The following is a 12,131-nucleotide window of genomic DNA, read 5'->3' on the forward strand; positions in this document are numbered from 1 at the left end:
CGAACACACCACCGCCCCGCCCTCCCGCCGCCGCCGGGCTCGGCTCGTCGACGTACACCCCGAGCAGCGCACGGGCCCGCGCCCGCTCGACCGCCCCGAGCCGGCGCGCGGCCAGCAGCCCCACCGTCAACAGCGGCAGGCCGATCACCGTGACCGACAGGCCGCAGCCGAGCAGGAGCAGCACCACGGTGAACACGAAGCCGAACACGGCCGTCGGCAGGTTGAGGAGGAGATGCGCGATCTCCTTCCAGGTCACGGGGTCGTACGGGAAGCGGACCGGCGGCAGCGGAGGCCGGTCGGGCCGGTCGTAATCTGGGAGGTGGTCGCGGGCAGTGGCGGTCATGGGGCTCAGCCTGCCGGGCGCCGGGCGCGGATGCCATGGGGTCACTGGGTGCGCGGAAGTAGGGATAACCCCACCCCGGCGTGAGACGGCTGCTTACCCGGCCTTTACCAGGGCCTAGACTCCCGTGCGTACAGATCGTCGAACGAGGCTGACGCCAGCAGACGCAGCCGACGCGGCCAGGGAGCGAGAGGGGCGGACGTGCCGGAACCGACGGTTCTCGCGGACGGGTACTTCCAGAGTTACTCGGTCGTCGGACTGCTCGCAGTCGTCGGCGTCCTCTTCGTCGCCGTGGCCTTCGGGGCCGGGCGCCTGCTGCGGCCCGTCGTGCCGACGCCGGAGAAGCTGCTGACGTACGAATGCGGCGTGGACCCGGTCGGAGAGGGCTGGGCGCACACGCAGGTCCGCTATTACGTGTACGCCTTCCTGTACGTGATCTTCGCCGTCGACTCCATCTTCCTCTTCCCGTGGGCGACGGTCTTCGCCGCGCCGGAGTACGGCGCGACGACACTGGTCGAGATGTTCGTCTTCCTCGGCTTCCTGGCCGTGGGACTGCTGTACGCATGGAAGAAGGGCGTCCTCGAATGGACGTGACCCCCGTCGATCTCCCCGAGCCCAAGCGGCTGGGAGCTCTCGCCCGCCTCGCACCCGAGCCGATGAAGGTGGTCCTGAACTGGGGCCGCCGCTACAGCTTGTGGGTCTTCAACTTCGGTCTCGCCTGCTGCGCGATCGAGTTCATCGCCGCGTCCATGGCGCGCCACGACTTCATCCGGCTCGGTGTGATCCCGTTCGCGCCGGGACCGCGCCAGGCCGACCTGATGGTCGTCTCCGGCACGGTGACCGACAAGATGGCCCCGGCCGTCAAGCGGCTGTACGAGCAGATGCCCGAGCCGAAGTACGTCATCTCCTTCGGCGCCTGCTCCAACTGCGGCGGGCCCTACTGGGACTCGTACTCCGTCACCAAGGGCGTCGACCAGATCATCCCCGTCGACGTGTACGTACCGGGCTGCCCGCCCCGGCCCGAGGCGCTGCTCCAGGGGATCCTCAAGCTCCAGGAGAAGATCGCCCGTGAGTCGCTGAGCGAGCGCTACGGCCACGCGCGCCCGTCGGCCGCGGCACTGCGCAGCGGCCTCATCACGCCGCCGCCGACCCCGGGGGAGGCCGCGAAGTGAGCGGGACGACCGACGCCACCGCGTACGACGGCCTGCCCGAGACCGTCACCGAGATCTTCGGCGAGGAGGCGACCGCCGAGCGCGGCTACGACCTGCTCACCGTCGACGTGCCGATCGGCTCGTGGATCGCGGCGCTGGAGATCGCGCGGGACAAGCTGGGCTGCACGTACTTCGACTGGCTGAGCGCGGTCGACGAGCCGGGCACGGGCTTCCGCGTCTGCGCCCACGTCGTCGCCCTCGAAGGCGGTGCGGTCCGGCGCCTCCTGCTGCGTACGACCGTCCCGCACGCGGCGCCGGTCCTGCCCACCGCCGTCGGGATCTACGCGGGCGCGCAGTGGCACGAGCGCGAGACCCACGAGATGTTCGGCGTCGAGTTCACCGGCCACCCGCACCTGGTGCCGCTCCTCCTGCCCGAGGGCTTCGAGGGCCACCCGCTGCGCAAGGACTTCGTCCTCGCGGCCCGGGTCGCCAAGGCGTGGCCGGGCGCGAAGGAGCCGGGCGAGTCGGACCACGGCGGCCCCAAGCGCCGCCAGATGCTGCCGCCGGGCGTCCCGGACCCGAACGACTGGGGCCCGCAGAAGGGCCAGCTCCCGCCGGCCCCGCCCCGCCCCGCCCGCACCCCGCGCGCGGCCGGTGCGGCGGGAGCCGCCGACCGCCCGCCGCGTCGCGCGCGCGGCGTCGCGGAGGGCTCGGCGACGCAGGCCGCGGCGGCGGCGCCGGCCCCCGACGCCACCGCCGCGCGTCCGCCGCGCCGTACGCGCAGCGTGTCCGAGGGTTCCGCGAGCCAGGCGGCGGAGGCGGCGACGCCCTCGCCGGAGGCCGGGACCCCGGCGGCCGCGGCCCCGAGGCCGCCGCGCCGCACCCGCAGCGTGACGGAGGGCTCGGCGAGCCAGGCGGCCGAGGCCGCGCCGCCGGCCTCCGAGGCGCCGGCCGCATCCGAGGCGCCTGCCGAGTCGGCGGGGTCCGCCGAGGCCGACGCTTCCGGTGCCCGGCCCGCCCCGGCGGCGCCGGCGCGCAGCGCGGACGCGCCCTGGCACCACCCGCGCCCCGCCTTCCAGGACGGGGGAGAAGCGGAGCGGCCGCAGAAGGCGGCCGCGACCAGGACGGGCGCGTCCGAGGACACGGACACCGACGCTGCGGCGGCCGCCGACGCGGCGGCCGAAACGCTGCGCGGCGACGCGGGGGCCGCGAAGGAGCCACGCGAGGCGCCGGGCGAGGCCGACGCCGGGCGGGACTCCGGCGAGGCCGACGCCGGGCAGGAGCCCGACCGGGAGCCGGGCCAGGACGCCGCCGCACCCGCCGACGAGAGCACCGCCGACAGCGTCGGTCCCACCGACACGACCGACACCACCGACACCACCGACCCCACCCGCGACCGAGGGAGCGACGACGCGTGAACGACGTACTCGATGTCGCCCTGCGCCTGGTCGTCGTCTTCGCCGTGTTCATGGTCCTGCCGCTCGTCGTGGGCCAGACCGAGCACAAGGTGATGGCCCACATGCAGGGCCGCCTCGGCCCCATGTACGCGGGCGGCTTCCACGGCTGGGCGCAGCTCGTCGCGGACGGCGTGAAGTTCGCGCAGAAGGAAGACATCGTCCCGGCCGACGCCGACCGCCGGATCTTCCAGCTCGCGCCCGCCGTCGCGCTCCTCCCGTACCTCCTCGTGCTCGTCGCGATCCCGATCGGCCCCAGCGAGAGCGCGGTCGGCCAGGTCATCGACGCCGGCATCTTCTTCGTGCTCGCCGTCATGGGCGTGGGCGTGCTCGGTTCGCTGATGGCGGGCTGGGCCTCGGCCAACAAGTTCTCCCTCCTCGGCGGCCTGCGCACCGCGGCCCAGCTCCTCGCGTACGAACTGCCGATGCTGCTCACCGCCGCCTCCGTGGCGATGGCGGCCGGCACCGTCTCGCTGCCCGGCATCCTGAACGCCTTCGAGTGGTGGTGGCTGCCGTGGCAGATCGTCGGCGCGATCGTGTTCTTCGTCGCCGGCCTCGCGGAGCTCCAGCGACCGCCGTTCGACATGCCGGTGGCCGACTCGGAGATCATCTTCGGGGCGTACACCGAGTACACGGGCCTGCGCTTCGCGCTGTTCCTGCTCGCGGAGTACGCCGGAATCGTCGTCCTGTGCGGTCTGACCACCGTCCTGTTCCTCGGTGGCTGGCACGGCCCGTGGGGCGCGGACGGCCTCGGCTGGGTCTGGACGCTCCTGAAGACGGCGATCCTCGCGTTCGGCGTCATCTGGCTGCGCGTGACCTATCCGCGGCTGCGCGAGGACCAGCTCCAGAAGCTCGCCTGGACCGTACTCATCCCACTCGCTCTCGCGCAGATCGCGCTGACCGGAATCGTGAAGGTGGCGATCCAGTAATGCCCCCGATCCCCGGCTCCGGCCTCGCCAAGGGCCTGGCCGTCACGCTCCGCACGATGACGAAGAAGACCGTCACCGCGCAGTACCCGGACGCCCAGCCCGAACTCCCGCCCCGCACGCGCGGTGTGATCGGCCTGTTCGAGGAGAACTGCACGGTCTGCATGCTCTGCGCACGCGAGTGCCCCGACTGGTGCATCTACATCGACTCGCACAAGGAGACGGTCCCGGCCGCCGTCGAGGGCGGCCGCGAGCGCAGCCGCAACGTCCTCGACCGCTTCGCGATCGACTTCTCGCTGTGCATGTACTGCGGCATCTGCATCGAGGTGTGCCCGTTCGACGCGCTCTTCTGGTCGCCGGAGTTCGAGTACGCCGAGACCGACATCCACGAGCTCACCCACGAGCGGGACAAGCTCCGCGAGTGGATGTGGACCGTGCCCGAGCCGCCCGCGCTGGACCCTGGCGCCGAGGAGCCCAAGGAGGTCGCGGCGGCCCGCAAGGCGGCCGAGAAGCTCGCCGCGGCCCAGGAGCAGGCAGCCCAGGAGCAGGCGGCCCAGCGACAGGCAGCAGAGCAGACGCCGGCGGCACCGGAACAGCCGGCCCGCCAGGAAGACGAGGGGCCCGCCGAATGAGCCACCTCGCCGCAGCCGCCGAGCAGGGATTCCTCTCCCCGACCGGCGTCGAGATCGCCTTCCTCCTCGTCGGCATCGCCACCCTCGGCGCGGCCGTCGTCACCGTCACGACCAAGCAGCTGGTGCACGCCGCCCTGTGGCTGGTCGTCGCGCTCGGCGGCCTGGCCGTCGAGTACCTCCTGCTCACGGCCGAGTTCATCGCCTGGGTGCAGGTCCTCATCTACGTCGGCTCCGTCGTCGTCCTCCTCCTCTTCGGCCTGATGCTCACCAAGGCCCCCATCGGCCGCTCCCCGGACGCCGACTCGGGCAACCGGTGGGCCGCCCTCACGGTGGCCGTCGCCGCGGCCGCCGCACTCGTCTGGGTGGTCGTGGACGCGTTCCGCACCCAGTGGATCGACCTGGACGGACCGGCCCAGGGCTCGACCAGGGTGACCGGCGAGTTCCTCTTCCAGCACTGGGTGCTGCCCTTCGAGGCGCTCTCGGTCCTGCTGCTCGCCGCCCTGGTCGGCGCGATCGTCCTCTCCCGCAAGAGCGACAACGACAAGGAGCAGCGCTGATGCACCTCGCCTATCCCGCCGTGCTCGCCGCCCTCCTCTTCTGCACCGGGCTGTACGGAGTACTCGCACGCCGCAACGCGATCCTGGTCCTGATGTCCGTCGAGCTGATGCTCAACGCCGTCAACCTCAACCTGGTCGCCTTCGACGTCTGGCTCCGCGACACCCTCCACGCCGGCCAGGCACTGACCCTCTTCACCATCGCCATCGCCGCGGCGGAGATCGGCATCGGCCTGTCCATCGTCCTGATGGTCTACCGCAACCGCGGCACCTCGGACGTCGACAAGCTGCGTGACACCGCCGAAGGCCGGGCGGCCGACGACGCGGCTTCCGCCCTGGCAGACAAGGCCGCGCACGAGGCCGCACAGAAGGCTGAGGCCGCCGCGTGACGACCACGACCCTCGCCGTCCTCGTTCCCCTCCTTCCCTTCCTCGGCGCCGTGGCCGGGCTGCTGCTCGGCCGCACCGCGCCCGGATTCGTCCGGCCCCTCGCCGTACTGCCGGCCCTCGCCGCCGCCGTGCTGGCCGTGACCGTCGCCGTACGCCAGGGCGGCGGCAAGGCGATCGACGCCTCGACGCAGCTGACGCCCACCGGCTCGGTCCCCATCGACCTCGCCCTGCACATCGACGGCTTCGCGGCCCTCGTCGCCGTCCTGGTCGGGGTCGTCGCGACCTGCGTGCAGCTCTACTCGACGGGCTACCTGCGCGACGACCCGCGCTACCCGTCGTACGCCGCCCTCGTCTCCCTCTTCACCTCCGCGATGCTGCTCGTCGTCTACTCCGGCGACCTGATGGTGCTGCTCGTCGGCTGGGAGATCATGGGCATCTGCTCGTACTTCCTCGTCGGCCACTACTGGGAGACGCCCGAGGCCCGCGCCGCCTCCCTCAAGGCGTTCCTGGTCACCAAGCTCGGAGACGTCCCCTTCCTGTTCGGCCTGTTCGCGCTCGCCGCGGACGCCGGCACGTTCCGGATCACCGGCATCCTCGGCGCCGTGGGCAGCGGCGGGCTCGACCACCCGACGCTCATCGCGCTGCTGCTCCTCGCCGGTGTGGCGGGCAAGTCGGCGCAGTTCCCGCTGCACACCTGGCTGCCCGACGCGATGGCGGGCCCCACGCCCGTCTCCGCGCTGATCCACGCCGCGACGATGGTCGCCGCCGGTGTGTACTTCGTGGCCCGCCTCCTTCCCGTCTTCGCCTCCTCCGCCGCCGCCCTGACGGTCCTCGCCGTGATGGCCGCGGTCACGATGGTCGGCTCCGCCCTCGCCGCCCTCGCCCAGGACGACATCAAGCGCGTCCTCGCGTACTCGACGATCGGGCAGCTCGGCTACATGACCGGCGCCCTGGCCGTCGGCGACCGGGGCGCCGCCGTCTTCCACCTCATCTCCCACGGCGCCTTCAAGGCGCTCCTCTTCCTCGGCGCCGGGGTGATCATCCACGCCGTCGGCACCAACTCGCTGGCCGCCATGTCCCGCATGAGCGGCCTGCCCAAGCGCATCCCCGACGCCTACTGGACGATGACGATCGCCCTGTTCGCCCTGGCCGCGATCCCACCGTTCGCCGGCTTCTTCTCCAAGGAAGCCGTCCTCGTCGCCGCCGAGCACGCCTCGCTCGGCGACACCACCGGCGTCCCCTCCGGGGCGGGCTGGACCGTGCTCGTCGCGGGACTGTTCACCGCCCTCCTCACGGCGGCGTACGCCACCCGCCTGTGGCTGCTGGCCTTCCGCGGCCGTGGCCCCGCCGCCCCCGATCACGGCAAGCAGCCGCTGGTCATGAACGGCGTCCTGTGGGTCCTGGCCGTCCCCTCGCTCGCCTTCGGCCTCGCCGTCACCTACCTCGACGACTGGTTCGACGGCCACGCCCTCACCCCGACCGTCACCACGGCGGTCCTGGGCACCGGGGTTGCCCTCGTCGGCGGACTGGTCACCTACGGCGCCTGGCGCCACACCACGGCCATGGCCGCCCGTCCCCCGATCGGCGCCGTGGCCGCCCACCCCGAGGACAGCCCGGCCGTCTCCGAGGCGGAAGCCATCGCCAGCCACACCCCCGCCTACGGCGACATCGCGGCGGCCCCCGACCCGGCCGACCCCGGCCGGCTCCTGCTGGGCCCCCTGCACCGGCACGCCGCCGTCGGATTCCACCTCGACGCCGTCTACCACGCCCTCTTCGTACGGCCCGTCCTCGCGGGCGCCGAACTGGTCCGCTTCCTGGACCGCGAGGTCGTCGAGACGTACGTACGCGGTGCGGGCGCCGTCCCGCGCCTCCTCGGCGCGGGCGTCCGCCGAGCCCAGACCGGCAACGTGCAGACCTACCTCAGCGCACTGCTCGCCGGTTCCGTCGTCCTGGCGATCGCCGCCGTCATCGTCGCCGCCGTCGGAGCGTGAGCCGTGATCGATATCAGCCCGTCCGTGATGCAGTTCCTCCTGGCGTTCGTCGTCGTCGCCCCGCTCCTGGGCGCGGCCGCGGCCCTTCTCCCGGCCCCGCCCGGACTGAAGGGCAGGAACCCCGACCAGGCCGTGCTCCGCCACGGCGTGACCGTGACCGGCGCGATCCTCGTCGCCGCCGTCGCGCTGACGCTCGGCTTCGACCACGACCACCCGTCGAAGATGCAGGCCACGACCGACATCAGCTGGATCCCGGCGCTCGACGTCAGGATCCACCTCGGCATCGACGGCATCTCGCTCCCCCTCCTCGTGCTGACCGCGCTGCTGACCTTCCTCTGCGCGCTCTACAGCTACTTCAAGATGCCCGCGGGCCCCTCCCCGAAGGCATTCGTCGCGCTCCTCCTCGTCCTGGAGTCCGGCACCCTCGCGACCTTCGCCGTCCTCGACCTCCTGCTGTTCTTCCTGGCGTTCGAGATGGTCCTCATCCCGATGTACTTCCTCATCGCCCGCTGGGGCGGCGCCGAACGCCGTGCCGCCGCCTGGAAGTTCATCCTCTACACCCTGCTCGGCTCCGTCGTCATGCTGCTCGGTCTCCTCCTCGTGGGGCTGAAGGCGGGCACGTTCGACATGGTGGCACTCGCCACTGACAACGGCCGCGGGCTGACCACATCGGTGCAGGTCACCGCCGTTCTGGCGATCGGTCTCGGGCTCGCCGTCAAGACCCCGATGTGGCCCCTGCACAGCTGGCTCCCCGACGCCCACACGGCGGCCCCCACCGTCGGCTCGGTCCTCCTCGCCGGTGTCCTGCTGAAGATGGGCACGTACGGATTCGTCCGCATCGCCCTGCCCGTCGCCCCCGACGGCATGCGCACCCTCGCCCCGTACCTGGCCGCCTTCGCGGTCGTCGGCATCATCTACGGCTCCCTCGCCTGCCTCGCCCTGGCCCGCAAGGGCGCCAAGGGCGACCTGAAGCGACTGATCGCGTACTCCTCCGTCGGCCACATGGGCTTCGTGCTGCTCGGCATCGCCTCCATGACCCCCACCGGAGTCAACGGGGCGCTCTTCGCCAACATCGCCCACGGCCTGATCACCGGCCTCCTCTTCTTCCTGGTCGGCGCGCTGAAGGACCGCTTCGGCACGGCCGACCTCGACACCCTCGCCGGCGCCACCGGAGCGGCCCTCTACGGCCGCGCCCCCCGCCTCGGCGGCCTCCTCGCCTTCGGCGCGGTCGCCTCCCTCGGCCTCCCGGGCCTGGCCGGCTTCTGGGGCGAGATGCTCACGATGTTCGGCGCCTTCGACCCCGCCGAGGGCCTCAGCCGCCCGGCGTTCCTCACCTTCATGGCGATCGCCGGCGTGGGCACCCTGCTCACCGCCGCGTACCTGCTCGTCGTCGTACGCCGGGTCTGCATGGGCGCCCCGCAGCGGCAGGCACCCGAGCAGGCGGCGATCGCCGACGTCCAGGGCTACGAGTTCGCCGCCTGGACCCCGCTCGTCGCCCTCACCGTCCTCGCCGGACTCTGGCCCGCGGTCCTCCTCGGCCTCACCGACCCGGCCGTGCAGAAGCTCCTCGCAGGAGGCAAGTCGTGACCGTGGCCGCCGAAAGCGCCAGCCTCGTCCAGTCCGTCGACTGGACGGCGATCGCCCCGCCGACGATCACCGCGGTCGTGGGCCTGATCGTCCTGGTCGCGGACCTCTTCGTACCCGAGGGCAAGAAGGCGCTCCTGGGCCGGCTCTCCATCGCCGGCCTGGCCGTCGCGCTCGTCTCCCTCCTGCCTCTGCGCCAGGGCGACCGCTCGACCTTCTGCCTGACCTCCGACACCGACGTCTGCAGCTACACGGCCGACCAGTTCACCGTGGTCATCCAGCTCCTGGTCCTCGGCGGCGCGCTGCTCACCGCTCTCCTGTCGGTCACCGAGACGGCGCGCGACAAGCTCCCCGCGGGCGAGTTCTGGTTCCTCCTGATGTCCTCCGCGGCCGGAGCGGCCCTGCTGCCCGCGTCCCGCGACCTCGCCACCCTCGTCGTCGCCCTCGAAGTGGCGTCGCTGCCGGCCTTCGCCCTGGTCGGGATGAAGCGCTTCGACCGCCTCTCCTCCGAGGCGGCCCTGAAGTTCTTCCTCTCCTCCGTGACGGCCACCGCCGTGATGCTGCTCGGCGTCAGCTTCGTGTACGCGACGACCGGCACCCTGCACCTCACCGAGATCGCGGTGCGCCTGGACGACGTACCCGCGCAGCTCGACACCCTCGCCAAGGCGGGCGTCGCCCTGACCCTCGTCGGCTTCGCCTTCAAGACGGCGGCGGTGCCCTTCCACTTCTGGGTCCCGGACACCTACGTGGGCGCCCCCCTCCCGGTCGCCGCCTACCTCTCCGTGATCGGCAAGGCGGTCGGCTTCACGGGCCTCATCCTGGTCACCGTCGTCGCCTTCCCGTCGTACGCCGACGTCTGGGGCCCGGCCCTCGCCGTGCTCGCGGCGCTCACCATGACGGTGGGCAACGTGGCCGCCCTGCGCCAGTCGGCCACGCGCGCGTACAGCGCCGTCCGCCTGCTCGCCTGGTCCTCCGTCGGCCAGGCCGGCTACATCCTGGTCCCGATCGCGGCGGCGGCGTACTCCAGCGACGACCAGATCGGCTCCACCGTCGCGTACGCCCTGATGTACGCCGTCGTGAACCTCGGCGCCTTCGCGGTCGCGGCGCTCGTCGCCCGTACGCACCCGCTCAACCGGATCGCCGACTACCGCGGCCTCTACGCGACCCGCCCCCTCGCCGCCCTCGCGCTCGGCTTCTTCCTGCTGTGCCTCGCCGGTCTGCCGCCCGGCATCATCGGCCTCTTCGCCAAGGTCACCGTCTTCTCCGCGGCGGTCGACGCGGGACTCGGCTGGCTGGCGGTCGTCATGGCGGTGAACGTCGTGATCGCCCTCTACTACTACCTCCAGTGGACGGCGGTCCTCTTCCGCGCCCCCGAGGGCGAGCAGCCGAAGCACGCGGTCCCCGTGCCGGTGACCGTCGCCATCGTCCTGACCGCCGTCGTGGGCATCGCCCTGTCCGGCGTACCGCAGCTGGTCCTGCGCTTCGCGACGGGCAGCCTCTTCCAGTAAGCACGTACGGCCCAACGGACGGCCCCGGTGGCACAAGGGAACTAGCCCCCCTCGCTTGGCGTTGACCAGGAAGGGAGGGTCCACTGGATGGGGAAGCACCCCCACAGCAAGGGGTTCCCCCGCCGCACCATTTGGAGGGCGCACCGTGCACCGCCGGCACAACGGGCTGAGGACCGCCGTACTCCTCGGGGGACTGTCAGCACTCATCATCGTCATCGGCAGCTTCTTCGGCCGGACGGGCCTGATCGTCGCGGTTCTCGTCGCACTCGGCACCAACGCCTACGCGTACTGGAACAGCGACAAGCTGGCCCTGCGCGCCATGCGCGCCCGCCCCGTGAGCGAGTTCGAGGCGCCACAGCTGTACCGGATGGTCCGAGAACTCTCCACCCAGGCCCGCCAGCCGATGCCCCGGCTCTACATCTCGCCGACCCAGGCGCCCAACGCCTTCGCGACCGGCCGCAACCCGCGCAACGCCGCCGTCTGCTGCACCGAGGGCATCCTCCAGCTCCTCGACGAGCGGGAACTGCGCGGCGTCATCGGCCACGAGCTCAGCCACGTCTACAACCGGGACATCCTGATCAGCTCGGTCGCCGGCGCCCTGGCCTCAGTGATCATGTTTCTGGTGAACTTCGCCTGGCTGATCCCCGTCGGCCGCTCCGACGACGACGACGGCCCCGGACTCCTCGGCATGCTGCTGATCATGATCCTCGGCCCCCTCGCCGCCTCCGTCATCCAGCTGGCCGTGAGCCGTTCCCGCGAGTACCAGGCGGACGCCTCCGGCGCCCAGCTCACCGGCGACCCGCTGGCCCTGGCCAGCGCCCTGCGCAAACTCGACGCCGGCACGAAGCAGCTGCCCCTGCCGGCCGAGCCGCGCATCGAGACCGCGAGCCACATGATGATCGCGAACCCGTTCCGCCCCGGGCAGGGGGCCGCGAAGCTGTTCTCCACCCACCCGCCCATGGCGGAACGCATCGCCCGACTCGAGCAGATGGCAGGTCACCGCCCATGAAGACAATCCTGAACGTCATATGGCTGGTACTGAGCGGCTTCTGGCTCTTCCTCGGTTACCTCCTGGCCGGCGTCATCCTGTGCGTCACCGTCATCGGCATCCCGTTCGGCCTGGCGTCCTTCCGCATCGGCCTGTACGCCCTCTGGCCCTTCGGCTACACCACGACGGAGCGCCGTGACGCCGGATCGCCCTCCGTCGTCGGCAACGTGCTGTGGCTGGTCCTCGCGGGCTGGTGGCTGGCGCTGAGCCACATCGTCACGGGCATCGCCATGTGCGTCACCATCATCGGGATCCCGTTCGGCATCGCGAACTTCAAGCTGATCCCCGTCTCGCTGCTGCCCCTGGGCCGCGAAATCGTCCCGACGGACGCCCCCTTCGCGAGCCGCTGACCCAACGACCCCGCGGTGCCCCCGGGGCGCCGCGGGTCCTCACCGGCTCCCCGCCCGCCTGCGCCACCCGTACGCCGCCGCCCCGAGGGCCAGCACGCCGGCGCCCGCCGCCACGGAAGCCACCGGCAGCGCGAACGCCAGGCCCACGCACCCCACGAGCCCGACCACGGCCGGCGCCCGTCCCCGCCCCCCGAGCGTCCAGGC

Annotated in this window: 13 protein-coding genes; 12 read left to right on the forward strand and 1 reads right to left on the reverse strand. The window is 72.2% G+C overall.

Going from position 1 to position 12,131, the window contains the following annotated elements:
* Nucleotides 1-343: sensor domain-containing protein (locus E2E34_RS23550; RefSeq protein WP_208765314.1), on the reverse strand; the 343-nt coding region annotated here is incomplete at its 3' end.
* A gap of 198 nt (nt 344-541) precedes the next feature.
* Here E2E34_RS23550 and E2E34_RS23555 point away from each other — a divergent pair.
* The 12 genes from E2E34_RS23555 (at nt 542) to E2E34_RS23610 (ending at nt 11,927) form a co-directional block, all read left to right on the forward strand.
* Nucleotides 542-934 (forward strand): NADH-quinone oxidoreductase subunit A, encoded by a 393-nt coding sequence (locus tag E2E34_RS23555; protein WP_138903917.1) that lies wholly within the window; start codon nt 542-544, stop codon nt 932-934.
* The gene (locus tag E2E34_RS23560; protein ID WP_138903918.1) at nt 925-1,512 is read left to right on the forward strand and encodes an NADH-quinone oxidoreductase subunit B; all 588 of its coding nucleotides are present in this window, start codon (nt 925-927) and stop codon (nt 1,510-1,512) included. The genes E2E34_RS23555 and E2E34_RS23560 overlap by 10 nt, the downstream gene beginning before the upstream one ends.
* Nucleotides 1,509-2,909 carry an NADH-quinone oxidoreductase subunit C gene (locus E2E34_RS23565; RefSeq protein WP_138903919.1) on the forward strand — a complete coding sequence of 467 codons (1,401 nt, stop codon included), beginning with the start codon at nt 1,509-1,511 and terminating at the stop codon, nt 2,907-2,909. The genes E2E34_RS23560 and E2E34_RS23565 overlap by 4 nt, the downstream gene beginning before the upstream one ends.
* On the forward strand, nt 2,906-3,874 hold the full coding sequence (locus E2E34_RS23570) for a complex I subunit 1/NuoH family protein (RefSeq protein ID WP_138898520.1): 969 nt from the start codon (nt 2,906-2,908) through the stop codon (nt 3,872-3,874). The genes E2E34_RS23565 and E2E34_RS23570 overlap by 4 nt, the downstream gene beginning before the upstream one ends.
* Nucleotides 3,874-4,503, forward strand: a complete 630-nt coding sequence (locus tag E2E34_RS23575; RefSeq protein ID WP_138903920.1) for a NuoI/complex I 23 kDa subunit family protein — start codon at nt 3,874-3,876, stop codon at nt 4,501-4,503. Before E2E34_RS23570 ends, E2E34_RS23575 begins: the two co-directional genes overlap by 1 nt.
* On the forward strand, nt 4,500-5,060 hold the full coding sequence (locus E2E34_RS23580; protein ID WP_138898522.1) for an NADH-quinone oxidoreductase subunit J family protein: 561 nt from the start codon (nt 4,500-4,502) through the stop codon (nt 5,058-5,060). The genes E2E34_RS23575 and E2E34_RS23580 overlap by 4 nt, the downstream gene beginning before the upstream one ends.
* Nucleotides 5,060-5,446, forward strand: coding sequence for an NADH-quinone oxidoreductase subunit NuoK (nuoK, locus tag E2E34_RS23585; protein ID WP_138903921.1), 387 nt, complete (start codon nt 5,060-5,062; stop codon nt 5,444-5,446). Before E2E34_RS23580 ends, nuoK begins: the two co-directional genes overlap by 1 nt.
* Nucleotides 5,443-7,437 (forward strand): NADH-quinone oxidoreductase subunit 5 family protein, encoded by a 1,995-nt coding sequence (locus E2E34_RS23590; protein WP_138903922.1) that lies wholly within the window; start codon nt 5,443-5,445, stop codon nt 7,435-7,437. The genes nuoK and E2E34_RS23590 overlap by 4 nt, the downstream gene beginning before the upstream one ends.
* A gap of 27 nt (nt 7,438-7,464) precedes the next feature.
* On the forward strand, nt 7,465-9,024 hold the full coding sequence (locus E2E34_RS23595; protein ID WP_138903926.1) for an NADH-quinone oxidoreductase subunit M: 1,560 nt from the start codon (nt 7,465-7,467) through the stop codon (nt 9,022-9,024).
* A complete protein-coding gene (locus E2E34_RS23600) occupies nt 9,021-10,529 on the forward strand; it encodes an NADH-quinone oxidoreductase subunit N (protein WP_138903923.1) in 1,509 nt (502 codons plus the stop codon). The genes E2E34_RS23595 and E2E34_RS23600 overlap by 4 nt, the downstream gene beginning before the upstream one ends.
* A gap of 145 nt (nt 10,530-10,674) precedes the next feature.
* Complete coding sequence (gene htpX, locus E2E34_RS23605; protein ID WP_138903924.1) at nt 10,675-11,538, forward strand: zinc metalloprotease HtpX; 864 nt, start codon at nt 10,675-10,677, stop codon at nt 11,536-11,538.
* Nucleotides 11,535-11,927, forward strand: coding sequence for a YccF domain-containing protein (locus E2E34_RS23610; RefSeq protein WP_138903925.1), 393 nt, complete (start codon nt 11,535-11,537; stop codon nt 11,925-11,927). Before htpX ends, E2E34_RS23610 begins: the two co-directional genes overlap by 4 nt.
* The last annotated feature ends 204 nt before the right edge of the window (nt 11,928-12,131 follow it).

The organism is Streptomyces albidochromogenes (assembly GCF_005981925.1).
GTDB classification, from domain to species: domain Bacteria; phylum Actinomycetota; class Actinomycetes; order Streptomycetales; family Streptomycetaceae; genus Streptomyces; species Streptomyces albidochromogenes.

What these genes read in the sequence shown, in the direction of transcription:
- E2E34_RS23560 (WP_138903918.1), top strand. Translation starts at nt 925, where the DNA reads ATGGACGTGACCCCCGTCGATCTCCCCGAGCCCAAGCGGCTGGGAGCT.
- E2E34_RS23575 (WP_138903920.1), top strand. Translation starts at nt 3,874, where the DNA reads ATGCCCCCGATCCCCGGCTCCGGCCTCGCCAAGGGCCTGGCCGTCACG.
- E2E34_RS23580 (WP_138898522.1), top strand. Translation starts at nt 4,500, where the DNA reads ATGAGCCACCTCGCCGCAGCCGCCGAGCAGGGATTCCTCTCCCCGACC.
- nuoK (WP_138903921.1), top strand. Translation starts at nt 5,060, where the DNA reads ATGCACCTCGCCTATCCCGCCGTGCTCGCCGCCCTCCTCTTCTGCACC.
- E2E34_RS23595 (WP_138903926.1), top strand. Translation starts at nt 7,465, where the DNA reads ATGCAGTTCCTCCTGGCGTTCGTCGTCGTCGCCCCGCTCCTGGGCGCG.
- E2E34_RS23610 (WP_138903925.1), top strand. Translation starts at nt 11,535, where the DNA reads ATGAAGACAATCCTGAACGTCATATGGCTGGTACTGAGCGGCTTCTGG.